Genomic DNA, 25,430 nt, shown 5'->3' on the forward strand with positions numbered 1-25,430 from the left:
TATAGTCATACCACCCTGTAGACAGGCGTCAGGCATAAACGTGCGGCAGTGAGCTATAGCTAGCAGGCTGCGAGACTTATACCAAATTGGCCAAATTTATAGCGCTGTTTTTCCCGGTGAGTGCATACCGCTAAGTACCTTACACCGCTGTTTTGCTCACAGGCGATGGTGTTGACGTGGTGCCGGCATAGAGTGCGCCGGCGGCGCCCATCGCGGCTGGATGAGCCGCCGGGAGCGGCGAAAGCTAAGGGCCGCGCCGGGAGCGCGTCCCGTGCGGTCCAAAAGCCGGGATGGGTGATGCCGGGAACCGCGCAGCGGCGCACGATCTGCCGGACGCGCGGAGGTCAAGGAGGCCGTCGCGGTACGGCCTCATTGTCGCTTGCCGGCGCCCGGCAATACCTATGAACACCTCACGCACGGCAAGCGAAACCTTCCCCCGAGGCAACATAAGCCGCCCCGCAAGCCGCAAGCGAAACCTTCCCCGAGGCAACATAAGCCTCCCCGCAAACCGCAAGCGAAATCTTCCCCAAGGCGACATATGCCCTGGCGCACCCTAACGCATGGCACCCTCACGCACGGCAAGCGAAACCTTCCCCACGACAATATAAGCCCCACGCAAGCCGCCGGCCCCCCGCCAAGTCAGCCGCTTTATAAGTAAATGCAGGAGTCAATGCCTGGCCATTTGCCCATGGCACGCTGCCCGCGCCGCAGCCCTAAAACAAAAATAATGGGGCCATGACCGGACAAAACCGTGGCCCGGCAAGACGGTTACTCAGGCAATGACGATATCGCCCTGCGGATAGCAGCTGCACGCCAGGACATAGCCGGCGGCGATGTCCTGTTCGCTGAGCGTCATGGTGCTGGTGGTACGGTAGTCTCCCTGCGCGATATGGGTTTTGCAGCAGCCGCACACCCCGGCGCGGCAGGCGGCGTTTACCCTAATGCCGTTGGACTCCAGCGCCGCCAGCAGCGACACGCCCACCGGCGCGTCCACCGTTTGCAGGGGGCGGGGATGGGTGATCTTCAGCCGGGCTCCACCGCCCGCGCCTGCGTCGGCAGGCGACGTATGAAAACGCTCCTGCAGGAAGCGGCCTGCGCCCAGCGCCAGCGCGTCCGCCTCCTGCTGCGCCATCCAGGGCGCGGGGCCGCAGGCCATTACCGTGCGTGCGGCGATATCCGGCGCCAGTTCGCGCAGCGCGTCGCGCGCCAGCCGGCCGGGCAGGATATCTCCGGCGGCGCCCTGCTCGGCGAACACCGTCAGCCGCAGCCATTTCCCTAACGCCGTCCAGGTGGACGCGGCGATGATATCCCGCGGCGAACGGACGCAGTAGATAACCCGCACATCCGCTTGCGGGCGATTGGCCGCCAGCCAGCGGCACATGGATAGGATTGGGGTGACGCCACAGCCCGCCGCCAGGAACAGGTAGCGGTTATCGACATGCCGCAGGCAGCTGAAATCGCCCTGCGCCGCCGACAGCCACAGGTTATCGCCGGGCTTGACGTCCTGCGTCAGCCAGCCTGAACCCGCGCCGTCCGCCAGCCGGCGCACGGTCAGGGTGATAAACCGGCTGGCGCCGGGCGCGGAGGACAGCGTATAGGCGCGCACGTCCTCGCTATCGTTGATGGCGACCAGGGCGTACTGCCCCGGCTGGTAGGGATAAAAATCATGGTTTATCAGCGCCAGCGTCCAGACATCGGGCGTTTCCTGGATGATATGATGTACCTGCATGCGGTACGGGCACAGCGATGACGGCGTCGTCATGAAAGCCTCTCCTTATGTCCGGTTCAGGCGGCCAGGATAGTGTGCAGATCCTGGGTCGCGGTGGTAATCGAGCGCATGCCGAACTGCTCGTTAAGCACCGCCATCAGGTTTTCCGTCAGGAAACCGGGCGCCGTCGGTCCGGTATAGATATTCTTGACGCCCAGCGAAAGCAGGGTCAGCAGGATAACGATCGCCTTTTGCTCGAACCAGGACAGCACCAGGCTCAGCGGCAGATCGTTCACTCCACAGCCCAGTTTTTCCGCCAGTTTTACCGCCAGCATAATGGCGGCGTAGGCGTCGTTGCACTGGCCGACGTCCAGCAGACGCGGCAGGCCCTCAAGGGTGCCGAAATCCAGTTTATTGAAGCGATACTTGCCGCAGGCCAGCGTCATGATCAGGCAGTCATCGGGAACGTCGCGCGCAAAATCGGTATAGTAGCTGCGCTCATCGCGGCTACCGTCGCATCCGCCGACCAGGAACACATGACGCAGTTTTTTGCGCGCCACCAGGTCGATAACGGTATCGGCCGCATCCAGCAGCGTCTGGCGGCCAAAGCCGACGGTAATCAGGTGTTCGATTTCATCATAGGGAAAGCCGGCCATCTGTTGGGCCTGGGCGATCACCGGGGCGAAATCCTCGCCGTCCAGATGTTTAACGCCCGGCCAGCCGACAATGCTGCGCGTCCAGATGCGGTCGTTATAGTGGCCGACGCTCGGATCGATAATACAATTGGACGTCATCACCACCGGCCCCGGGAAACGGGCGAATTCCGTTTGCTGGTTTTGCCACCCGCTGCCGTAATTGCCGGCCAGGTGGGCGAACTTTTTCAGTTCCGGGTAGCCGTGGGCGGGCAGCATTTCCCCGTGGGTGTAAATATTGATGCCCTGTCCCGCGGTTTGCTCCAGCAGCAGGCGCAAATCCTTCAGATCATGGCCTGAAATCAGGATGGCTTTACCCGCCACAGGCCGCACGTTAACGCGGGTGGGTACGGGGTTGCCGTAGGCCTGCGTCTCGCCGCGATCGAGAATGGCCATTACGGCAAAGTTCATTTTGCCGATCTGCATCGATTGCGCCAGCAGCTCGCCCATATCGGCCGGCCGGGTACCCAGCCACGCCATGATGTCATGATACTGGCGGTAAATATCCTCATCGTACTGGCCCAGCACATGGGCATGTTCCATATAGGCCGCCGCGCCTTTCAGCCCGTAGAGGCACAGCAAACGCAGGCCGTGAATATCCTCGCCTACCGCGTCCTTATCCGTATTCAGGGCGAAACGCTGCGCCTGCGCCTGCAAATCGGCAAGCGTCAGCGAGGGGCATTGCAGTTCCGCCAGCGGATGCCCGGGGTTAACCGTCGGTTCAACCCGCAGGCAGCGGGCTTTCAGCTCATCACGCAGAGCCAGGGTTTGCTGGATATAGGCCACGATGCGCGGCGAGTCGAAATTGACATTGGTCAGCGTGGAAAAAAAGGCGCGCGGCGCAAAACTGTCTATGCGATGGTCGATAATCCCCAGCCCGCGCGCGGCGACCGCCCAGGCGGACAGGCTCTGCAGCGCGGCCACCAACAGATCCTGCAGATCCGAGGTTTCCGCCGTTTTGCCGCACATACCCTGGCTATAGGAGCAGCCGTTGCCGGCCGGGGTACGGATGGTTTGTTCACATTGCACACAAAACATGATCGCTTCCTTATATTATTCATTTTAAATGCATGTTTAAGGTTAAACGCGGAGGGACGGGAATGACAGGGCTTTTGCCGCTATCCACCACTTGTTTGATATAACGCAATATTTGGCGGCGCGGGAAAAAGACGATACGGCGCAGGGATGAAGCAACCGCTTGTTTTAACGGTAAATAAGATTATGGCAGCGTGTTTAGCCTTCGATATCGATCAGGGTGAACAGTTCTTCGATTTGCCCCCGCCGGCTTAATAAGTCCGCCAGGGTATAGCCGTCCAGCACGGCGTAAAAGGCATTGGTGGCCCGGGCCAGCACCCCCGGCAGGCCGCAAGCCGGCGCGACAACGCAGTTGGCGCAGTCGATAAGGGCGTCGCCTTTCTCCGTGTGGCGGATCAGCGCGCCGATATTGATATCCTGCGGCGCGCGGCCCAGCCGGATGCCGCCGTTGCGCCCGCGCAGGGTGTCGATATAACCCAGCCGGGCCAGATCCTGCACCACTTTCATCAGGTTATTATGCGAAATCGCGTATTGGCGCGAAATTTCGGCAATGGACGACAATTGGCCCTGATGGGCGCCAAGATAAATAATCACCCTGACGGCATAATCGGTATAACGCGTGAGTTTCATAACGGTACCTGCGATGTAATGGATAAAAGGGTATCACATCGGCACGCCGGATCGCCTCCTTTTATGCCCTGTCCCGTGAGCGGCGGTACAGTATCTCTTCCTCCCGCCCATCAGCTGTTACCCTTAGAGCAGGCGCAAACAAAACTGCTACAGGAGCTGACATGACCGCATTTCCCCGTAAAAGCGATTTCCCGGTCAGCCGGGCGCGATATTATCTGGAACCAGGGCCCATTGTCCTGATTACCTCCGCCTGGCAGGGCAAAACCAATATCATGACCCTGGGCTGGCACGTGGTGCTGGAATTCTCCCCCTCGCTGGTCGGCTGTATGATTTCCGGCGGCAATCATAGCTTCGACCTGATCCGCCAAAGCGGCGAGTGCGTGATCAACCTGCCCACCACCGCCCTGACCGATACCGTCGTGGGCATCGGCAATACCAGCGGGGCGGATATGGATAAATTCAGCCATTTCGGCCTGACGGCGGCGCCCGCGCGCCGGGTGAAGGCGCCGCTTATCCGCGAATGCCACGCGCATTTTGAATGCCGCCTGCATGACGACGCCATGGTGGACCGGTATCATTTTTTTATTTTCGAGATAGTCAAGGCGCACGCCGCGGCGACGCCAAAGCACCCGGAAACCTTGCACTATACCGGCGACGGCGTGTTTATGGTGGCCGGCAAGGTTATCAGCCGGCGCGGGCTGTTCCGTCCGGATATGTTATACCCCTGACGGCCGCCGGGGCGGGTGTACGCCATAACCCAAAAAGCCCGGTTTCCCGGGCGTGCGTTCTTGTCAGCCGGCCGTGGAATCACAGGCCGGTCTGCTGCCAGGCCTGGTATAGCAGCGAATCATCCGCCGGCAGCGCGGACAGCGGGATAAGCTCCCCCTGGGCCACATCCGCCGTCAGGGTTTTATTGGCCAGCAGGTAGAACGGCGCGACGCCTTTGGCATCCGCCCTGGCCAGCAGGCGGGCGCTGACATGTTCAATGGAGTGATGGTGGCCGCCCATGCTCAGGGTTTCGCCTTTTTTCAGCGGCCGCTCGGCGAAACCCGCCATCACCGCATGGACCTGCTGGTTAACGCCGCCGGACGCCCGGCGGTGCAGAACGGCCGAAAACAGGCTGTGCGGCGACTCCAGTCCCATAATATGGTACGGCAGGTAAATACAGGCGTATTTCAGATTCTTGCTGACCACATGACCTTTATCCGCCAGCATGCGCCAGGTCTCCGGGTCCTGGCAGCGCACGATGATAAACACCCCGCCGCCAAAGCTGACCTCGTCATCACGCCGCAGACAGTTGAATACATCCACCACGCCGGTCCGGGTCAAAATACCGCCGTCTTCCTCGGGGATAAAGATATCGGCCAGCTCGCCGATATGGCAAAGGGGATAATTCAGCGCCGGCGTAGCGGGCACGAACCCGATGGAATTGGCCACCACGTTCATTTCGCAATAGTCGGGGGTGGCGCTTTGCGGCAGCATCGCCAAGGCCTCGGCCCGCCGGCGCAGCGTGCCTTTGATATCCTGTTCATCCAGCTGCCACAGATCGGCCAGCGCGGCGGCGTCCACCTGGGTGCTGGTATAATCCAGCCTGCCGGTGGCCGGATGGTAGATATAGTCATATTCGCTGGACTTGCCGGCGGCGATAATCTCAAGCCCCAGCACCCTGGCCCAGGTGACCAGGCCAATCAGGTTGCTGGGCTGATCGCCGTCCACCGTGGTATAGACCGCGTGGTGTTTAAGCGCCAGTTGATTAAGCCAGGGGCCGGCGACCGAATCGGTTTCCTTGCTGACCATACCCACGTGGACGCCGCGTTTTAACGCGCTGACGGCGATGCTGACGCTGATATCCGGTTTACCGGTGGATTCGACCACCATATCCAGATCCAGGGCGTCCAGCAGCGCGAAGTCGCTGATAATGGCGGTTTCCCCGGCGGCCTGGGCCGCCGCGGCTTCAGCCGGCGTGCCGCACAGCCGGTTTTTATCATGGCGGTAGCGCAGATCGCCGAGCAGATCCCGCGTGCCCTGGGTATTGATATCGCACAGCGCCACGATATTGATGGCCGGAATATTGCGGCACTGGACCAGCAGCGAGCGGCCGAAACCGCCGCAGGCGCCGGTAATGGCCAGCCGGATACGGCGCCCTTTCAGTTCGTCAAATAACAGTTCGTAGTTCATTACGCTTACCTCGGATTAAATGTAGGGCGGCGTTAGCCGACAATCAGGTTAAGCAGCAGGACAAACGCCAGTCCCAGCGCCGATTGGAAGGAAACCAGCAACGTCCAGCTTTTTAGCGTCTCGCCCACGGTGAGATGAAAATATTCTTTAAACAACCAGAAACCGGAGTCGTTAACGTGCGACAGCATCAGGCCGCCGGTGCTGGTGGCCAAGACCAGCAGTTCCAGGTTGACGCCGCTGTTGGCGGCCAGCGGCGCGATAATCCCGGCGGTGGTGACCACCGCAACCGTCGCGGAGCCGATGGCGATGCGGATGAGCGCCGCCACCAGCCAGGCCAGGATCAGCGGCGAAATATTCCAGTGTACCGCCCAATCGGCGATCAGGGTGCTGACATGGGTGGCCAGCAGCATCTCTTTCAGGCCGCCGCCGGCGCCCAGGATAAGGATAATCACCGCGCAGGGGCCGAGACACTTGCCGAGCATCTTCTGCAACTGCGCCATGGTGAAACCGCTGCGTATCCCCAGGGCGTAGAGGGCGAACAGCACTGCGATCAACAGCGAAACAATCGGGTCGCCGATGGCGTTAACCGCTTCATACAGCGGATTCTCCTTGCTGATAAAGCCGATGCACAGCGAGCGCGTCATCATTAACAGCGGCGGCAGCAGAATGGTCAGCATCGCCAGCCAGAACGACGGGCTGCGGGTGGTTTTGCCGGCCTGCTGTTCTTCCTGCGCGTCCCCGGCGCCGAAGCTCTGGCGCCCCAGCTCCGGAAAGTATTTCATGGCGAAATGGGTGAATACCGGGCCGGACAAGGCCGCCATGGGCACCGCGATAATCAGGCCGAAAAACATCGCCATGCCCGCATCGGCATGATAGGTGGTCATGGCCAGCGTCGGCGCCGGGTGCGGCAACAACAGACCGTGCGCCACGTACAAACCGGCGGCCATGGGAATGCCGATGCGCAGCAGCTGGCTATGGGTGCGACGGGCAATGGCGTACACCAGCGGCACCAGCATCACGAAACTGACGTCGAACAGATGAGGCAGGCCGATGATTAACGCCGCGACGCAGATAGTGGCCGGTATGGCGCGCACCGGCCCCAGGCGGATAAAGGTATTGGCGATTTTGTCCGCCCCGCCCGATTCCAGCAATAATCCGCCCAGCATGGTGCCGAGCCCGACCACCAGCCCGGTGGATCCCAATACGCCGCCGAAGCCTTTTTCGAAGCTTTTGATCGTGGCCGTCGGGCTAAGGCCCGCCGCCAGTCCTAAAAATCCGGCGGTGATTATCAGGGCTAAAAAAGGATGAAATTTAAAATAGGTAATAAGGACAATTAACAAGGCAATGGCGCTGATTAAAGCAAAAAATTGCGAAATATCGAATTGCATATCCCCTCCGGACAGATAGAGTACAGATCATTATTATTTTTTAATCGCCCAAGAATGATTGGCGCGGTGTGTTATAAATTATTGGCTTAACGGTATATGACTTTTTCCCATAGGCTTTCCGGCATGCTCCTAACTAATGGCTTTATGTAACCGGATCGGCAACTGCCGCAATCGGTTTTCAATGTCATCGGGCAGCTGATCGTCATAAATAATATCGGTCAGCTGCGCCAGTGGGCATATATGGAACATGCCATATTTGCCGTATTTACTGCTGTCGGTCACCAGGATATTGCGCCTGGCGGAGGCCAGCACCGCCTGCTTGACCTGGGCTTTACCTTCGTCGGGCGTGGACAGGCCGTGTTCAATATCCCAGGAACTGGTGCTGATAAACGCAATATCGATATTCAGGCCGCGAATAAACTGCGCGGCGCTATTGCCGACGCAGGATCGATTGCGCATATCCACCTGGCCGCCGGTATGAAATAAATTGACGTGCGGCATTTTCATTAAAAAATCACTAATTGTGAAATCATTAGTAATAATGGTTATCTTTTTTAATTTCGCCGCGATACAGCGGGCAATTTCAAAGGTGGTGGTACCCGCGTCCAGATAGATAACCTGCCCCGACTCAACCAGTATTTCCGCCACCGCGCCAATATGGCGTTTGCTGCGGTGATGCAATAACGCTTTTTCCACATAGGGCAGTTCCTGTTTCAGCGCCTCGTTGAGTTTAACCCCGCCGCTTATCACCGTCACCTTGCCCTCGTTCTCCATAAACTGCACGTCGCGGCGAATGGTCATATGGGACACATCCAGCAATTTGGCCAGATCGCCGATGGTCACCCTGGCATATTGATGCAGGTGGCTGTAGATAAAATTACGGCGTTCATCGGGCAACATCGCGACGCCCCGCGTTAGGCTTTTTTAAAGGTCCGTTCCAGCTCTGCAACTTGTTCACCTGTTAATGTCACCATGCCATAAGGTAGCAGTGTAATATACAGACGCGCCGTGTCCTCTAGTTCTTCCGCGTTGAACACCGCTTCCAGCAGGCCGGCGCCGCCGATTACCGGCCCGTGGTTAGCCAGCAGCATGGCGTTATGCGTCGGGGCGAGATCGCCAATCGCCTCGGCAAGGCCGGGATGCCCGGGGCGGAAATACGGCACCAGCGGCAGCTTGCCGACGCGCATGACGTAATAGGGCGTTATCGGCGGCAGGCAGTTCTCGGCGTTCAGGCCGGGCATACAGGACAGCGCGGTCAGCGCGGGCGAATGCAGATGCACCACGCCGCCGATATCGGGGCGTCGCCGGTAGAAATTCAGGTGCATTACCGATTCCTTGGACGGCCTGGCGCCCGCGATATGTTCTCCCGCGGCGTTGAGTTTGCTGAGCGTCGCCGGGTCCAGGGCGCCGAAGCTGGAGTTGGTGGGCGTCACCAGGAAACCGCCGTCGGGCAGGCGGCAGCTGAGATTTCCCGCCCCGCCGCTGCTGTAGCCGCGCATAAACATGGAATGGGCCAGCGTCGCCATTTGTGCGCGTAATTCGGCTTCCGTCATTGATAAAGCTCCTGTGCCTGGTTAAAAAAATCTGTCTCGCCAAAATTGCCGGACTTCAGCGCCAGCCATAAAGGCCGCTCGATATCCCTGACCCAGGGCACGCCGGGGGCGATAGTCCGGCCAATGGCAAAGCCGCTCACGCCGAGCCGTTGCGTGATAAGGCTGGAGGTCTCGCCGCCGGCAATGATAAATTTACCAAAACCCTGCTGAAACAGGGACAGCGCGATATCGGCAAACAATCGTTCGATGGCGGCGCCGGTGGCGGCGACGCCGTAGCGGGCCTGTACCGCCCTGACCACGTCGGCGGCCTGGGTGGCGAACAGCATGGGCGCCGGCCGGGGGGGTTGATCCATCACCCATTGCGCCAGCTCCCGCGCATACAGCGCGCCGTTCTCCAGGCAGCGTGTGACGTCGATCGCCCGGGCGGGCGCCTGGCGGCGATAGTGATCAACCTGCGTATTGGTCATGCGCGAGCAACTGCCCGACAGCACCACGGCGCGACCCGTGGCCGGCGGCACGGCCTGCGCCGCCGCGCTGTCGCCGTCGCGGGGCGAAAGCGCGGCCAATGCGCCGGCCAGGCCCGAACCGCCGGTCAGCAGCAGGTCGTCCGGCAGGCTTTGCGCCAGAAGCGTTAAATCAGCGTCGTCGAGCACATCGGCAACGAGATAGCGCCGCCCCTCGCGCCGCAGTTCCTCCAGGCGCTCCCGCACGGCCCGGGTCCCCCGGCGCAGCGTCGCGAGCGGGAGCAGCCCGGTTTTACCCGCGGCCTGGGCGTCCATCACCCTTAACAGATTAGCGTCGGTCATCGGCGTGAGGGGATGGTTTTGCATGCCGGATTCGTTCAGCAGCCGCCCGTTGACAAACAGATAGCCGTGGATCACGGTGCGGCCGTTGACCGGCAGCGCCGGGCACAGGATGGCAAGCGCAGCCCCGGTCTCGGCCAGCAGGGAATCGGTAACCGGGCCGATATTGCCGTGCGGCGTGGAATCGAAGGTGGAGCAATATTTAAAGTAGATCTTCCGGCAATCCTGTACCCGCAACCACCGGCACGCCGCCAGCGACTGGCTTATGGCTTCCGGCGCCGGGCAGGAGCGGGTCTTCAGGGAAATCACCACCGCGTCAACGTCTTCCAGCGGCAGCGGCTGCTGCGGGATACCGTTAAGCTGGACCACGCGCCAACCGGCCAGCGCGATAAAACTCGCGATGTCGGTGGCGCCGGTAAAATCATCAGCAATAACGCCTAACGATAACGTCATTTCCTGTCATCCGGGTTGTTGTGAACATGTGTGAAATTTTGTACGTATTGGCTTCACATTGAGATGATGGCCATCACAAAAGCGTAACGGAATTATAGCGCTTAATTGGAATTAACTAATTGATAATAGTATATTTAATCATTTATCCGCTTTTCACAACAATGTGTGAATCTTCGCATCAGCCGGAACAGCGCCTTTTATCCCCCTGCCGTGCGGCGCCCCAGCTGTCCAGGCCTGGTCCTTAAAACAATCAGGCCCGCCCGGTTCACGGGCGGGCCTGAGGCGATGGCCAGGCGGCAATACTCTTACCCTGCACGTTAAACGCCGGCTTACCTGTACGCGGCGAAAGCGTCCCGGATCTCGGACTCCGGCAGTCCGACGCCGATAAACACCAGCACGCTGGCCGGCTGCTCGTCATCGCGCCATTCCCGGTCCCAATCGGCGTTATACAGGCGTTGCACCCCCTGGAACAGCAGGCGCCGGGGGTCGCCTTCGATGGCTAAAATGCCTTTATAGCGTAATAGATTATCGGCATAAGTCGCCAGAAGGCCTTCCATAATGTCCGATACCGTCTGCAGCGCCAGCGGCCGCGCCAGGTTCACCACGATGGAGCGGATGGCGTTTTGCGGCTCGATAAGCGGCCGGTAACGCGGCCGGGCCACGGTCAGGTTATCATTCAGGATAAAACCCTCGACGTTAAACAGCCGGTCCAGCCCTATCTCGCCATTGACCACCCGGTACACGGGCGCGCGGGCGTTGATATGCTGCAGGCGCGCGATCAAATCGCCGCTCTCGCCGGCGATATCGGTTTTGGTGAGCAGGATACGATCGGCAAATCCCACCTGGGCCTGGGCCAGGGCGAACTCATTTAGCTGTCCGTCGGCGTGCACCGCGTCCACCAGGGCGATCACGCCGTCAAGCAGGAAACGCTCGCTGATAACCGGATGGGAAAAAAAGGTCTGGATCACCGGTCCCGGGTCGGCCATGCCGGTACATTCAATCACCAGGCGGGTAAAATCAACCTCGCCGCGATCGATGCCCGCCAGTAAATCCAGCAGGGCATCCGCCAGCTCGTTGGCGCTGGAGCAGCAAATACAGCCGTTGCTTAAGGTGGTAATGCGGGTGGCGCGATCGCCCAGGAGGGTATTGTCGATGGGGACTTCGCCGAATTCATTTTCTATCACGGCGATCTTTTCGCCATGGTCGGCATGCAGTATATGGCGCAGCAGGGTGGTTTTCCCCGCGCCGAAAAAGCCGGTCAGGATGGTGGCCGGCAGCGGCTGGTCCATGCTCGAATCCTCGTGTTTCAACAGCAGCGAAAACCGCCCTTGCCGTTACCGCCGTAGCGCGCTTCCTGACGATCGCGGAAAAACGCTTCGTAGTCCATGACCGGCTGATCGGGATGATTGGTCTTCATATGCTGGACATAATAATCATAATCCGGAATACCGACCAACATCCGGGCAGCCTGTCCCAAATACTTACCTGCCTGACCCAAATTTCCAAACATGCGGTATCTCCAGTGTAAAAACGCCCGCATAACCACCGGTTATGCGGGACAGGGCTTATGATGCCGTATCAGTGGCTGCTTGAGGTGATGATACCCCCTTCCGGCACGGCGACATACGCCGTTTCCTTATCCGTGCGCGCGGCGTTGCCGCGGGCTTTCAGCGCCGTTTTAATACCATAGAAGATTATGCTGTAGACAACAATCAGGAACAGGACGCTTAAGCCGGCATTGGTGTAGTTATTGACGACTATGTGATGCATGTTGCTAATCTGTTGTTCCGTTAGCCCGGCGCCCTGCTCGGCGATGCGGCGCTTGTACAGGCTGGCCTGGTACAGGAACCCTTCGAGCTGCGGATTCTGGCTGAACAGCTTAAGCCCCAGCGCCCAGGTGGTGCAGATCAGCAACCAAACCGCCGGCACCACCGTTACCCAGATATAGCGGGTGCGTTTCATCTTGATAAGCACCACGGTGCCCAATACCAGCGCGACGGCGGCCAGCATCTGGTTGGAGATGCCGAACAGCGGCCACAGGCTTTTTACCCCGCCCAGCGGATCGACCACGCCCTGGTACAGCAGATAGCCCCACAGGCCCACGCAGCCCGCGGTGCCCACCATGCCGGCCAGCAGCGAGTCGGTTTTTTTCAGGAACGGGACAAAATTGCCCAGCAGGTCCTGCAGCATAAAGCGGCCGGAACGCGTGCCGGCATCCAGCGCCGTCAGGATAAACAGGGCCTCGAACAGAATGCCGAAATGATACCAGAAGCCCATATCGGCGCCCGGGATAATCTTATTAAAGACATGGGCAATGCCCACCGCCAGCGTCGGGGCGCCGCCTGCGCGGTTAAGCACCGAAGGCTCGCCGATATCCTGCGCGGTTTGCATGATTTGCTCTGGGGAGATAACAAAACCCCAGGAGCTGACGGTGGCGGCCGCATGGGTGGTTACATCGCGCAGCGAGGACAGGATCAGCGGCGCGTCCGAGGTGCCGAGGCGATGCAGGTCGGGCATGGTGATGCCCAGCGCCGCCGGCGGGGTGTTCATGGCGAAGTACAGGCCGGGTTCGATAATCGACGCGGCCACCAGCGCCATGATGGCGACAAATGATTCCATCAACATCGCGCCATAGCCGATAAAACGGGTATCGCTTTCGCTGGCCAGCAGTTTGGGCGTGGTACCTGAGGCAATCAGGGCATGGAAACCGGATACGGCGCCGCAGGCGATGGTAATAAACAGGAAGGGGAACAGCGCGCCTTTCCATACCGGGCCGGTGCCGTCGATAAACTGGGTCATCGCCGGCATCTTCAGGTCGGGATTGATGATGACAATCCCCACCGCCAGGCCGATAATCACGCCGATTTTCAGGAAGGTGGCCAGGTAGTCGCGCGGCGCCAGGATAAGCCATACCGGCAGCAGGGCGGAAACAAAGGCATAGCCAATCAGGGTGTAGGTGATAGTGGTGTCTTTAAAGGTCAGCGCCGGTCCCCAGTACGGGTCGTGGGCAATCACGCCGCCAAACCAAATGGCCAGCAGCAGCCCCACCACGCCGATAACCGACACTTCGCCCACCCGTCCGGGACGCAGGAAGCGCATATAAATACCCATGAACAGGGCGATGGGCACCGTCGAGCAGACGGTAAACACGCCCCACGGGCTTTCGGCCAGCGCTTTCACCACGATCAGGGCCAGCACCGCCAGGATAATAATCATAATCAGGAAACAGCCGAACAGGGCGATGGTGCCCGGAACCGGGCCCATTTCCTCCTTGATCATCTCGCCCAGCGACACGCCGTTGCGGCGCGAAGACATAAACAGCACCATAAAGTCCTGCACGGCGCCGGCGATAACCACCCCGGCCAGCAGCCACATGGTGCCCGGCAGGTAGCCCACCTGGGCGGCCAGTACCGGTCCGACCAGCGGACCGGCGCCGGCAATGGCGGCGAAATGATGGCCGAACAGGACGTTCCTGTTGGTCGGCACGTAGTTCAGGCCGTCGTTATTGACCACCGCCGGCGTCGAACGGGTGGGATCCAGCCCCATCACCCGGGTGGCGATATACAGGCTGTAGTAGCGGTAAGCCACCAGATAAACGGCCACGGACGACACCACGATCCACAGGGCGCTGACATGCTCGCCCCGGCGCAACGCCACGACGGCCAGGCAGCAGGCCCCGATAATGCCGATGATAAGCCAGGGGATATGCTTGAGGATATTATTTTTCATCTCGATGCGGTCTTCTGTTATAGGGTACATGTGCGCGTACTCTAGGCCAGAATGGATGAAAAAAGAGGCAAATTATTATTAAGCGGTCATATACGCGGGCGAACGGTTAAATAGCCCGGCGAACGGTCGGGCTTAGCCCCCGGCGCGGCCGCCCGGAGCCGGCAAAAAGTCACCCGACGCGCCTGGGGGCGGCGCCCAGCGTATGGTCCAGCAGCGCCAGGGCATGCTCAACGGAAGGCGCCGATAGCGAAAACAGCAGGCGATAAACCACCGGCGCCACCACCAGGTCAATCAGGGTATCGCTGTCCACAATCGCCTCGCCGCGCGCCAGGGCGCGGTCGCGGATAACATCGAGCTGCTGGCGGATAAATTCCGCGCATTTCCCGGCGTTGCCCGGCGCGGCGCAGCCGAGGATATCGCGCATCATGGCCCGGCCGGTCTCGGAGGCCAATTCATCGATGTATTGTTCCAGCCACGCGCGCAGATCTCCCCGATACGACCCCGTATCGCGCGGCTCGCCATCGGGACGCACCCGCGCCAGCGCGACATCGGATAATAATTGCGCCAGATCGCCCCAACGCCGGTAGAGGGTGGACGGCGTCACGCCGGCGCGGGCGGCGATGGCCGGCACCGTCAGTTCGCCTGGCCCTTCCTGTTGCTGTAATTCCCGCACCGCCCGGTGCACCGCCGCCTGTATGCGGGCGCTGCGGCCGCCGGGACGGACACCACTTTTGTCAGCCATGGCTGATGACTCCTGTTCCTGCCAGAGGATGACCGCCGGCGTCCCAGGCGCGCCGCAGGGTACTGCCGCCCGGCACTAAAGCAAAATATTTGCGTTAGTGCCGGGTATCCTCTAGGATGTATAAAAGCTAATAATTTGCGTTTATTATACGAGCACCGCCATGCCCAAATCAACCGTTACCGCGTCAAACCGCACCGTCCCGGGCCGTTTCCAGCCTGATGTAGCCGCGGCGGTACATACCGCCACGCTGATAACCTTTTACGCCGCGTCCAGCGCCCCTACCCCGCTCTACCGGCTTTACCAGGCCTCGTGGGCATTCTCGCCGATGCTGCTGACCACTATCTACAGCGCCTATGCCCTGGCCCTGCTGGCGTCGCTGCTGAGCGCCGGCGCCCTGTCCGACTATATCGGCCGGCGTCCGGTCATCAGCCTGGCGCTGCTGCTGGAGCTGTCGGCCATGGGGGTGTTCCTCGGCGCCGCCGGCCCCGTCTGGCTTATCGTCGCGCGGGCGTTGCAGGGATTGGCCACCGGACTGGCGTCGGCGGCCCTGGGCGCGGCGCTGCTGGACCTGCATCATGAGCGCGGCGCGTTGACCAATAGCATTGCGCCGATGACCGGCATGGCCCTGGGGGCGCTGGGCGCCTGCGCGCTGCTGCAGTTCGCGCCCGCGCCGCTGCATCTGGTCTATGCCCTGCTGCTGCTGGTCTTCGCGGCCGAAGCGGCGCTGACCTGGGGCACGCCTGAAACCGCCGAGCGCCGTCATGGGGCCTGGGCTTCGCTGCGGCCCAGCGTGGTTATTCCCGCGCAGGCGCGCGGCGCCCTGCTGGCGGTAACGCCGGTCAATGTCGCCATCTGGATGCTGGGCGGTTTTTATCTGTCGCTGATGCCGTCGCTTATCGCCAAGGTTACCCAGTCTGCGTCGGTCTGGTTGGGCGGACTGGCGGTGGCGGCGCTGACGCTCAGCGGCGCCGCGGCGATTATGGCGACCCGTGGCCGTACCCCTTTCGCCTCGTTGCTGGCGGGCGCCGTGATGCTGGTGGCGGGCGTGCTGGCGATCCTGCTGGGGGCCAACCATGGCATGGCATCGGTGCTGCTGGCCGGATCGGTTATCGCCGGCGTGGGGTTCGGCGCGGGTTTTCTCGGCGCGCTGCGCACGGTGATGGCGCAGGCCGCCCCCGCCGAGCGGGCCGGACTGATGGCCGCGTTTTATGTGGAATGCTATCTCGCCAACAGCCTGCCGGCGATTGCCGCCGGCTTCCTGGTGCGCCGCGCCGGCCTGCTGGCGACGGCCAATATTTACGGGACGGTCATCATCGCCTTATCGCTGGCGGCGATGGCGCTGGCGCTGGCCATCCGGCGGCGCAGCCGGATCATGCCGCGGCCGTCGTGCCCCGCAAACAGCTGATTGCGCCCGCGTCCACCGGCGCGCCCTTGTCCCGGCGCCTGCCGGCGGCAGGACGGCAAGGGCTATTTTTTCGTGCCCAGATAACGGTACACCACCGCGATATCCTGGGCGCCAAGACCCGCGTCCACCGCCTGGCGCCATACGCCGGCGATAGTGCGCAGGCCTGGCATGGCGCGGTTCCCCGCGGCGTCAAGGGCCAGATTGGCGTCCTTGAGCGCCAGCGACAGCTGCATTTGCGGCGTATAGTCGTCGGCCTTGATCATCGCGAGTTTGTTTTTAACATAGGGGGCCGCCAGCGGGCCGCCTTCCAGCGCATCCCAGAAATTATCCGGTGAAAATCCCAGCGCCTGCGCCAGATCGACGCTCTCCGCCACGCCCTGCATCATGGCAATCAGCCAGGCGTTGACCACCAGTTTCATGCGCGCGCCGGCGCCGGCGGCCCCCAGCCATTGCGTGCCCCTGGCGATGGCGGCGAATACCGGCTCGACGGCGGCGGCGCGCGCGCGATCGCCGCCGGCCAGCACGGTGATCTGCGCGTTTTCGGCCGGGGCCTTGGTGCCGGATACCGGCGCGTCGATAAACACCACGTCCGGACGCGCCGCGGTGACGGCCCGGTAAAGCTGGTCGGTGGACTCGACGCCGATGGTGCCCATCTGCGCCAGTACCGCGCCCGCTTTCAGAGTGGCGAGTATCCCGTCCCCGCCGGTGATCACCGCTTCGGTGGCCGCCGCGTCCGTGAGCATCACGATAACCACGTCGGCGTTCCCGGCCGCCTCCCGCGCGGAATCGCACAGCGTCATGCCCGCTGCCGCCAGATCCTCGCCGCGCCCGGGGGTGCGGTTCCAGGCGCGGACGGTAAAGTTTTTCTTAACCAGATTGGCCGCAAAAGCATGGCCCATGGCGCCCAGGCCGAGCACGGCAACGACGGGAAGCGTGTTCATGTTAACGATCCTTTTGTCTGCGATTTAGCATAACTTTACCAAGGTTAGCGCTTATCGGCAAAATCGTCGCCGCCGCGACGGGCATGGCGGGACGTCCGGCGGGAGGACAGGCGCGGTGGTTATTTTCCCGCCAATAACAATTTAATATTTCCTTTAACAACCGTGAAAAGCATTTGCAACCCCGTTAATTTGAATGATAATACCCACACAAAAAATAAGGCGTAAAGCACTCTCATTAAGCGCAGCGCATAACCCGGCCCGCCACGGTAAATCCGGGTTTTGTTTCACGGAATTATAATGTGACACATGTCGTATTCAGGAGCGTTCATGCAATTCAGCAGACGGCAATTCTTTAAAATCTGCGCGGGCGGAATGGCGGGCACCACCGCCGCCGCATTGGGTTTTGCGCCGGATATCGCGCTGGCGGAGACCCGTCAATATAAGTTATTGCGCGCGCACGAGACCCGGAATAACTGCACCTACTGTTCCGTGGGCTGCGGTATATTAATGTATAGCCTGGGCGACGGCGCCAAAAACGCCAAAGCCGCGATTTTCCATATCGAGGGCGACCCGGACCATCCCGTGAGCCGGGGATCGCTGTGCCCCAAGGGCGCCGGCCTGGTGGATTTTATCCACAGCGACCAGCGGCTGAAATATCCCGAATACCGCGCGCCCGGTTCGAATACCTGGCAGCGCATCAGCTGGGAGGACGCCTACGAGCGCATCGCCCGCCTGATGAAGGCCGATCGGGACGCCAACTTCGTCGAGAAAAACGCCGCCGGGGTGACGGTGAACCGCTGGGTGACCACCGGCATGCTGTGCTCGTCCGCCGCCAGCAATGAAACCGGCATGCTTGACCAGCGCATCACCCGCGCGCTCGGCATGCTGGCCATTGATACCCAGGCCCGGCTGTGCCATGCCCCTACCGTCTCCGCCCTGTCGCCGACCTTCGGCCGGGGGGCCATGACCAATAACTGGGTGGATATTAAAAACGCCGACGTGGTGCTGGTGATGGGCGGCAACCCGGCCGAGGCCCATCCGGTCGGCTTTAAATGGGTGATGGAAGCCAAAACCAAGAACCATGCCCAGGTGGTTGTGGTCGATCCGCGCTTTAACCGCACCGCCTCGGTGGCCGATTTTTACGCGCCCATCCGCGCCGGCGCCGATATCGCCTTCCTGCTGGGGGTAATCAACTATCTGCTGAGCAATAATAAAGTGCAGATGGAGTATGTGAAAGCCTATACCAACGCCAGCCTGCTGGTGGGCGAAGCGTACCGTTTTGACGACGGCCTGTTCAGCGGCTACGACGCCGACAAGCACCGCTATGATAAATCCTCCTGGCAGTACCAGCTGGATGACAACGGCTTTGCCCGGCGCGACGCCACCTTAACCGATCCGCGTTGCGTCTGGAATATGCTTAAAGAGCACGTCAGCCGCTACACCCCCGCAATGGTAGCGCGCATCTGCGGCACTCCGCAGGCGGATTTCCTGAAGATTTGCCACATCCTGGGTGAAACCAGCGCGCCGGACAAAACCGCCACCATCCTGTACGCGCTGGGCTGGACCCAACACACCACCGGCGCGCAGATTATCCGCACCGCCGGCATGATTCAACTGCTGCTGGGCAATATCGGCATGGCCGGCGGCGGCGTCAACGCGCTGCGCGGCCATTCCAATATCCAGGGGTATACCGATCTCGGCCTGCTGTCCCTGCGCCTGCCCGGTTATATGGACCTGCCCTCGGAAAAACAGACCACCCTCGCCGACTACCTGGCGCAGGCGACGCCCAAGGCCCTGCTGCCGGATCAGGTGAATTACTGGAAAAACACGCCGAAGTTTTTTGTCAGCCTGATGAAAAGCTTTTACGGCGCCAACGCCACCAAAGACAACGACTGGGGTTTCGACTGGCTGCCGAAATGGGATCAAAGCTACGACGCCCTTAACTTTACGCAGATGATGAGCGAGGGCAAGGTCAACGGTTATATCGCCCAGGGCTTTAATCCGGTGGCGGCGTTTGCCGATAAAAATAAAGCCTCCGGCGCGCTGTCGAAACTGAAATACCTGGTCATCATCGATCCCCTGGCGACGGAAACCTCCAGTTTCTGGCAGCACCACGGCGAATTTAACGACGTCGATCCGGCCGCCATCCAGACCGAGGTGTTCCGGCTTCCCTCCAGCTGTTTTGCCGAGGAGAACGGCACCATCGTCAACTCCGGGCGCTGGCTGCAATGGCATTTCAAAGGCGCCGAGCCGCCGGGAGAAGCCCGTAACGACGGGGTGATCCTGGCGGGGATTTTCCTGCGCCTGCGCGCGATGTACGCCCGCGAGGGCGGAGCCAATCCGGCGCCACTGATGAATATGGCCTGGGATTATCACGATCCCGCTGACCCGACGCCGGAGGAATTGGCCCGCGAAAGCAACGGCCGCGCGCTGGCGGATCTGAAGGACGACCAGGGTACGGTTATCCTGAAAAAAGGCCAGCAGCTGGCCGATTTCTCGCAGCTGCGCGATGACGGATCCACCGCCAGTTTCTGCTGGATTTTCGCCGGCAGCTGGACCGAGCAGGGCAACCAGATGGCGCGGCGCGATAACAGCGATCCGTCGGGGCTGGGCTGCACGCCCGGCTGGGCCTGGGCATGGCCGCAAAATCGCCGCATTTTGTATAACCGCGCCTCGGCCGATGCCCAGGGCAAGCCGTGGGATCCGAAACGGGAACTGATCCACTGGGACGGCGCCCGCTGGACCGGGATTGATATTCCCGACTACGGCAACGCCGCGCCGGGCAGCGGCGTGGGTCCTTTTATCATGCAGGCCGAAGGCATGGGCCGTCTGTACGCCATCGATAAGCTGGTGGACGGCCCCTTCCCGGAACACTATGAACCGGCGGAATCGCCCATCGGCACCAATCCGCTGCACGCCGCGGTGATAATGAACCCGGCGGCGCGCCTGTTCGCCGCCGATCGCCTGCGCCTGGGCGTAGCCGCCGATTTTCCGTATGTCGCCACCACCTATTCCATTACCGAGCTGTTCCGCCACTGGACCAAGCATGCGCGCCTCAACGCCATCGTCCAGCCGGAGCAATTTATCGAAATCGGCGAGAAGCTGGCGGCAAGCAAGGGCATCAAGGCCGGCGACAGCGTCAAGATCACCTCCAAGCGCGGTTTTATCAAGGCCAAGGCGGTGGTGACCAAACGGATCCGCACCCTGCTGGTGGACGGCCGGGAAATCGATACCATCGGCATCCCCTGTCACTGGGGCTATGAGGGCACCACCAAAAAGGGATTCCTTGCCAATACCCTAACGCCCCACGTCGGCGAAGCCAATTCGCAGACGCCGGAATATAAGGCCTTTCTGGTCAATGTGGAAAAGGTATAGGGGATAGGACATGGCAATGCAATCACAGGATATTATCCGTAAATCCGCCACCAACGGTTTAACCCCCGCGCCGCGCGCGCGGGATTTCCAGGATCCGGTGGCCAAGCTTATCGACGTCACCACCTGCATCGGCTGCAAAGCCTGCCAGGTGGCCTGTTCGGAATGGAACGATCTGCGCGACGAGGTGGGCATCAACGTCGGCGTCTACGACAATCCCCTCGACCTGAGCGCAAAATCCTGGACGGTGATGCGCTTTTCCGAGGTGGAACAGGACGGCCGGCTGGAATGGCTGATCCGCAAGGACGGCTGCATGCACTGCGCCGACCCGGGCTGCCTGAAGGCCTGCCCGGCGGAAGGGGCTATCATCCAGTACGCCAACGGCATCGTGGATTTCCAGTCCGAGCACTGCATCGGCTGCGGCTACTGCATCGCCGGCTGTCCGTTCAACGTGCCGCGTATCAATCAGCAGGACAACCGCGCCTATAAATGCACGCTGTGCGTTGATCGCGTGGCGGTGGGCCAGGAGCCGGCCTGCGTCAAGACCTGCCCCACCGGCGCCATCCATTTCGGCAGCAAAGAGGATATGACCACCCTGGCGGCGGAACGGGTGGCCGAGCTGAATACCCGCGGTTTTCATCATGCCGGCCTGTATGATCCGGCCGGGGTCGGCGGCACCCACGTCATGTATGTGCTGCATCACGCGGACCGGCCGCAGCTTTACCATGGCCTGCCGGACAACCCGGCCATCAGTCCCGCGGTCACCTTCTGGAAAGGGGTATGGAAACCGCTGGCCGCCGTCGGCTTCGCCGCCATTTTCGCCGCCACGGTATTCCATTATGTCGGGGTGGGGCCGAACCGCGCCGAAGATGACGATAACCATCAGCATGACGAACCTGATCACGAACAGGAGCCACGAAAATGAAACAGCAACAGCGGATTGTGCGCTACAGCGCGCCGGAGCGGATCAATCACTGGATCGTGGCGTTCTGCTTTGTCCTGGTCTCGCTCAGCGGCCTGGGCTTTTTTTTCCCCTCGTTCAATTGGCTGATGAATATCTTCGGCACGCCGCAGTTGGCCAGGATCCTGCATCCGTTTGCCGGGGTGGTGATGTTTTGCGCCTTTATGCTGATGTTCCTGCGTTACTGGCGGCATAACCTGATCAATCGCGATGATATCTACTGGGCAAAGAACATTCATAAAATCGCCCTTAACCAGGAAGTCGGCGACACCGGGCGGTATAATTTCGGCCAGAAATGCGTGTTTTGGGCGGCGATTATCAGCCTGGCGCTGTTGCTGGTAAGCGGCGTGATGATCTGGCGGCCCTGGTTTGCCGGGTATTTCCCCATCCCGCTTATCCGCGCCGCCCTGCTGGTGCATTCGCTGGCGGCGGTGGGATTGATTATGGTGATTATGGTGCATATCTATGCCGCCCTGTGGGTCAAGGGCACCATTACCGCCATGGTGGAGGGCTGGGTGCCGGCGGCCTGGGCGAAAAAACACCATCCGCGCTGGTATCGCGAGCTGCAGGAAAAAAACGCCCTGGCGGCGGCCAGCCGCAAGGAGGGGCGCTGATGGCAATCCATATCGTGCCCGAACACCGCTTATCCGCCCGCCAGATAGCCGCCACATCGGCGATCAGGCCGCTGCTGGCGGCCGACCTGCCGCGTCTGTATCAACAGCGCGCCGATCGGCTGCTGCAGTTGGCGGCGGATCACCCGTTCGGTGATTACCTGCGTTTTGCCGCCGGCGTGGCGCGGGCGCAGCGCCGCGTGCTCGAGACCCGGCCGCTGGCGGACGGGGTTAATCCGCCCGCTGCGGCTGAAGGCGCGCTTGCGCTGGATGCGGCGACGTTTGCGCGCACGCCGCAGTGGCGCGACATGCTGCGGGCGCTCATCGCGCTGCTGCTGCCCGACGCCGCGCCCGCCGTGCGCCAGGCGCTGGACACCCTGTCGTCGCTGCCCGACAGCATGCTGGAGGCCGAGGCGCAGGCACTGCTGAGCGGGGATTTTGCCCGGGCGGACAGCGCCCGCGCGCCATTCGTATGGGCGGCCCTGTCGCTGTACTGGGCGCAGCTGGCCGGGCGGATCGGCGGCCAGGCCGTGGCCGACGGCGGCCGGCGGCAATATTGCCCGCTCTGCGGCACCGCACCGGCGGCAAGCGTCATCCACGGCAAAGGCGGCGTACCCGGCCTGCGCTACCTGCACTGCGCATTGTGCGAAAGCGAATGGCATCTGGTGCGGGCGGTGTGCAGCAGCTGCGAGCAGACCGACGACCTGGCCTACTGGTCGCTGGACGCTACCCAGGCGGCGGTAACCGCGGAAAGCTGCGGTCATTGCCGCAGCTACCTGAAAGTGATCCGCCAGGATAAGGAGGCCTGCGCCGAAAGCCTGGCCGACGATCTGGCCTCGGTTATCCTGGATGCCAAACTGGAAGAAAAAGGCTTTAGCCGCAGCGGCATTAATCCGTTTTTATTCCCCGCCGGCTAAAACGCCTCCCGTCCCGCGTGTTGCTTTAGCGCCGCGCGCGGGGGGTGTCTGTTCTTTACGGGACGGACGCCTTGATACCGCATGACAACAATAATTGGCGCGCCGGGGCAATCAGCCGGGTGTTGCCGAACCGGCGTCTCCTTCTGCTATAGTGGATTTATTCTGCGATGACCATCAGTCCAACGTGAGAAGAGCCGCTTATGTCAAACAACTTCCATTCCCTCTACCAGCATGGTTTTGCCCGCGTGGCGGCCTGCACCCTGCCCTGCGCCCTTACCGAGCCGTCGGTCAACGCCCGCGCCATAGCCGAGACCGCCAATGGGCTTGACGCCCGGGGCGTGGCGCTGGCCATTTTCCCCGAATTATCACTGTGCGGTTATTCCATTGAAGACCTGCTGTTGCAGGATGTGTTGCTGGACGCGGTGGAGCGTGCGGTGGCGGAACTGCTCGCGGCTACCGCCGGCCTGACGCCGGTGCTGGTGGTGGGCGCGCCGCTGCGCCACGCCGGGCGCGTCTATAACACCGCGCTGGTGCTGCACCGCGGCCGCCTGCTGGGGGTGGTGCCTAAATCCTACCTGCCCACCTACCGGGAATTTTATGAACGGCGGCAGTGCGCGCCGGGGGATATGGCGCGCGGCACCCTGTCATTGGCCGGCCAGGAGGTGCCTTTCGGTCCCGATCTGCTATTCAGCGCGCGGGATGTGCCCGGCTTCGTGCTGCACGTGGAGATTTGCGAGGATTTCTGGGTGCCGATCCCGCCGAGCGCCGAAGCGGCGCTGGCCGGCGCCACCGTGCTGGCCAACCTGTCCGGCAGCCCCATCACCATCGGGCGCGCGGATACCCGCCGCCAGCTGTGCCGTTCACAATCCATGCGCTGTCTCGCCGCCTATTTGTATGCCGCGGCGGGCACCGGCGAATCCACCACCGAAGTGGCGTGGGACGGCCAGTGCGTGATCTATGAAAACGGCAGCCTGCTGGCGGAAACCGAACGCTTCGCCGTGGCAGGGCAGAGCGCGGTGGCGGATATCGATCTGGACTTGCTGCGCCAGGAACGGATGCGCATGGGCACCTTTGACGATAACCGCCGTACCCACGAAGCACGGGTCGGCGCGTTCCGGCGGATTTCATTCGACCTGGCGCCCGTCGCCCGCGATATCGGCTTCGAGCGGCGGGTGGAGCGTTTTCCCTTTGTGCCCGCCGACCGGGAACGGCTGGCCCAGGACTGTTACGAGGCCTATAACATCCAGGTCGCCGCCCTGGCGCAGCGCATCACCGCCACCGGCATTAAACGGCTGGTGATCGGCGTCTCCGGCGGCCTGGATTCCACCCAGGCGCTGATTGTGATCGCCAGGGCGGCGGACCGGCTCGGGCTGCCGCGCGAAAATATCATCGCCTGCGCCCTGCCCGGCTTCGGTACCAGCGCCGGCACGCATAACAACGCCGCAAGCCTTATCAACGCGCTCGGCGTCACCCACCGTGAAATCGATATCCGCCCCGCTGCGCAGCGCATGCTTGAGGATCTGGGCCATCCCTTTGCCCGGGGCGAAAAGGTCTATGATGTGACATTTGAGAACGTACAGGCGGGTTTGCGCACCGATTACCTGTTCCGCCTGGCCAATCACGAAAACGGCATGGTGGTGGGCACCGGCGACTTGTCCGAAATGGCGCTCGGCTGGTGCACCTACGGCGTCGGCGACCAGATGTCCCATTACCATGTCAACGCTGGCGTGCCGAAAACTTTGATCCAGCATCTGATTCGCTGGGTGATCGCGTCCGGCCAGTTCGAGGCGCCGGTCATGGCCACGCTTGAGGCCATTCTGGCGACGGAAATCTCGCCGGAGCTGGTGCCCGCCGACGACGCCGGCGGGTTGCAAAGCACTGAATCCCTTATCGGCCCTTACGATCTGCAGGATTTCAGCCTGTTTTATACCCTGCGCTACGGCTTCCGGCCGTCAAAAATCGCCTTTCTGGCGCTGCACGCCTGGGGGGATGCCGCCGCCGGCGATTGGCCGCCGGGTTTCCCGCAGGAGAAACGCCGCGCCTATCCGCTGGCGGAAATACGGCGCTGGCTGAAAGTGTTCCTGGTGCGCTTTTTCACCCTGAGCCAGTTTAAGCGCTCGGCCTCGCCCAACGGACCGAAAGTCACCGCCGGGGGCAGCCTGTCGCCGCGCGGCGACTGGCGCGCGCCGTCGGACGGCAACGCCCGAATCTGGATTGAGGAGCTGGAGGCGCAAGTGCCGGAGCAATAAGACGACCAGAAGATTTGGCTCAACTGACGGCCGGCAATCTTCCGCCATGTCAGCGACGGGGAT

20 protein-coding genes are annotated in these 25,430 nt (G+C 61.6%); 7 read left to right on the forward strand and 13 right to left on the reverse strand.

Annotated features, from left to right (window positions below; translation table 11 throughout):
- Window positions 1-772: 772 nt before the first annotated feature.
- The 3 genes from hcr to ACL2XN_RS08455 form a co-directional block, all read right to left on the reverse strand.
- A complete protein-coding gene (gene hcr, locus ACL2XN_RS08445) occupies window positions 773-1,762 on the reverse strand; it encodes an NADH oxidoreductase (RefSeq protein ID WP_410015653.1) in 990 nt (329 codons plus the stop codon).
- 23 nt (window positions 1,763-1,785) lie between these two features.
- Window positions 1,786-3,438 carry a hydroxylamine reductase gene (hcp, locus tag ACL2XN_RS08450; RefSeq protein WP_413730650.1) on the reverse strand — a complete coding sequence of 551 codons (1,653 nt, stop codon included), beginning with the start codon at window positions 3,436-3,438 and terminating at the stop codon, window positions 1,786-1,788.
- A gap of 195 nt (window positions 3,439-3,633) precedes the next feature.
- Window positions 3,634-4,065, reverse strand: a complete 432-nt coding sequence (locus ACL2XN_RS08455) for an Rrf2 family transcriptional regulator (RefSeq protein WP_410015655.1) — start codon at window positions 4,063-4,065, stop codon at window positions 3,634-3,636.
- A gap of 161 nt (window positions 4,066-4,226) precedes the next feature.
- Here ACL2XN_RS08455 and ACL2XN_RS08460 point away from each other — a divergent pair, with 161 nt between their 5' ends.
- Window positions 4,227-4,793: a flavin reductase family protein gene (locus ACL2XN_RS08460; RefSeq protein WP_413730651.1), complete on the forward strand. Its 567-nt coding sequence runs from the start codon at window positions 4,227-4,229 to the stop codon at window positions 4,791-4,793.
- A gap of 79 nt (window positions 4,794-4,872) precedes the next feature.
- On the opposite strand, the gene ACL2XN_RS08465 is transcribed toward ACL2XN_RS08460, so the two are convergent.
- From ACL2XN_RS08465 to ACL2XN_RS08505, 9 genes are all read right to left on the reverse strand, one after another.
- Window positions 4,873-6,243: a hypothetical protein gene (locus ACL2XN_RS08465; RefSeq protein ID WP_413730653.1), complete on the reverse strand. Its 1,371-nt coding sequence runs from the start codon at window positions 6,241-6,243 to the stop codon at window positions 4,873-4,875.
- 32 nt (window positions 6,244-6,275) lie between these two features.
- Entirely contained in the window at window positions 6,276-7,631 is a 1,356-nt protein-coding gene (locus ACL2XN_RS08470) for a gluconate:H+ symporter (RefSeq protein WP_413722485.1), read from the reverse strand.
- A gap of 129 nt (window positions 7,632-7,760) precedes the next feature.
- A complete protein-coding gene (locus ACL2XN_RS08475) occupies window positions 7,761-8,531 on the reverse strand; it encodes a DeoR/GlpR family DNA-binding transcription regulator (RefSeq protein ID WP_410015659.1) in 771 nt (256 codons plus the stop codon).
- A gap of 14 nt (window positions 8,532-8,545) precedes the next feature.
- Complete coding sequence (locus ACL2XN_RS08480; protein WP_410015660.1) at window positions 8,546-9,184, reverse strand: aldolase; 639 nt, start codon at window positions 9,182-9,184, stop codon at window positions 8,546-8,548.
- Window positions 9,181-10,440 carry a 3-oxo-tetronate kinase gene (gene otnK / locus ACL2XN_RS08485; RefSeq protein WP_413728637.1) on the reverse strand — a complete coding sequence of 420 codons (1,260 nt, stop codon included), beginning with the start codon at window positions 10,438-10,440 and terminating at the stop codon, window positions 9,181-9,183. The genes ACL2XN_RS08480 and otnK overlap by 4 nt, the downstream gene beginning before the upstream one ends.
- Before the next feature lie 329 nt (window positions 10,441-10,769).
- Complete coding sequence (gene yjiA, locus ACL2XN_RS08490; protein ID WP_413730654.1) at window positions 10,770-11,729, reverse strand: GTPase; 960 nt, start codon at window positions 11,727-11,729, stop codon at window positions 10,770-10,772.
- A gap of 17 nt (window positions 11,730-11,746) precedes the next feature.
- Window positions 11,747-11,950, reverse strand: coding sequence for a YbdD/YjiX family protein (locus ACL2XN_RS08495; RefSeq protein WP_331120216.1), 204 nt, complete (start codon window positions 11,948-11,950; stop codon window positions 11,747-11,749).
- 68 nt (window positions 11,951-12,018) lie between these two features.
- Entirely contained in the window at window positions 12,019-14,169 is a 2,151-nt protein-coding gene (locus ACL2XN_RS08500) for a carbon starvation CstA family protein (RefSeq protein WP_410015663.1), read from the reverse strand.
- Between the two features lie 169 nt (window positions 14,170-14,338).
- Window positions 14,339-14,911, reverse strand: coding sequence for a TetR/AcrR family transcriptional regulator (locus ACL2XN_RS08505; protein WP_410015664.1), 573 nt, complete (start codon window positions 14,909-14,911; stop codon window positions 14,339-14,341).
- Between the two features lie 160 nt (window positions 14,912-15,071).
- Between ACL2XN_RS08505 and ACL2XN_RS08510 the strand changes: the two genes are divergently transcribed.
- Window positions 15,072-16,316 (forward strand): MFS transporter, encoded by a 1,245-nt coding sequence (locus tag ACL2XN_RS08510; protein ID WP_413730655.1) that lies wholly within the window; start codon window positions 15,072-15,074, stop codon window positions 16,314-16,316.
- 62 nt (window positions 16,317-16,378) lie between these two features.
- On the opposite strand, the gene ACL2XN_RS08515 is transcribed toward ACL2XN_RS08510, so the two are convergent.
- Window positions 16,379-17,257, reverse strand: a complete 879-nt coding sequence (locus tag ACL2XN_RS08515; RefSeq protein ID WP_413730656.1) for an NAD(P)-dependent oxidoreductase — start codon at window positions 17,255-17,257, stop codon at window positions 16,379-16,381.
- Window positions 17,258-17,584: 327 nt separating this feature from the next.
- Between ACL2XN_RS08515 and fdnG the strand changes: the two genes are divergently transcribed.
- From fdnG to ACL2XN_RS08540, 5 genes are all read left to right on the forward strand, one after another.
- Complete coding sequence (gene fdnG, locus ACL2XN_RS08520) at window positions 17,585-20,632, forward strand: formate dehydrogenase-N subunit alpha (protein WP_413722479.1); 3,048 nt, start codon at window positions 17,585-17,587, stop codon at window positions 20,630-20,632.
- 10 nt (window positions 20,633-20,642) lie between these two features.
- On the forward strand, window positions 20,643-21,554 hold the full coding sequence (gene fdxH / locus ACL2XN_RS08525) for a formate dehydrogenase subunit beta (protein ID WP_410015668.1): 912 nt from the start codon (window positions 20,643-20,645) through the stop codon (window positions 21,552-21,554).
- Window positions 21,551-22,204, forward strand: coding sequence for a formate dehydrogenase cytochrome b556 subunit (gene fdoI, locus ACL2XN_RS08530; RefSeq protein WP_413722478.1), 654 nt, complete (start codon window positions 21,551-21,553; stop codon window positions 22,202-22,204). Before fdxH ends, fdoI begins: the two co-directional genes overlap by 4 nt.
- The gene (gene fdhE, locus ACL2XN_RS08535) at window positions 22,204-23,118 is read left to right on the forward strand and encodes a formate dehydrogenase accessory protein FdhE (RefSeq protein ID WP_413730658.1); all 915 of its coding nucleotides are present in this window, start codon (window positions 22,204-22,206) and stop codon (window positions 23,116-23,118) included. The genes fdoI and fdhE overlap by 1 nt, the downstream gene beginning before the upstream one ends.
- Window positions 23,119-23,318: 200 nt before the next feature.
- Window positions 23,319-25,367, forward strand: a complete 2,049-nt coding sequence (locus ACL2XN_RS08540; protein WP_413730660.1) for an NAD(+) synthase — start codon at window positions 23,319-23,321, stop codon at window positions 25,365-25,367.
- Window positions 25,368-25,430 lie beyond the last annotated feature (63 nt).

The sequence above is a fragment of the Sodalis sp. RH22 genome, assembly GCF_047324165.1.
Classification (GTDB): Bacteria; Pseudomonadota; Gammaproteobacteria; order Enterobacterales; family Enterobacteriaceae; genus Acerihabitans.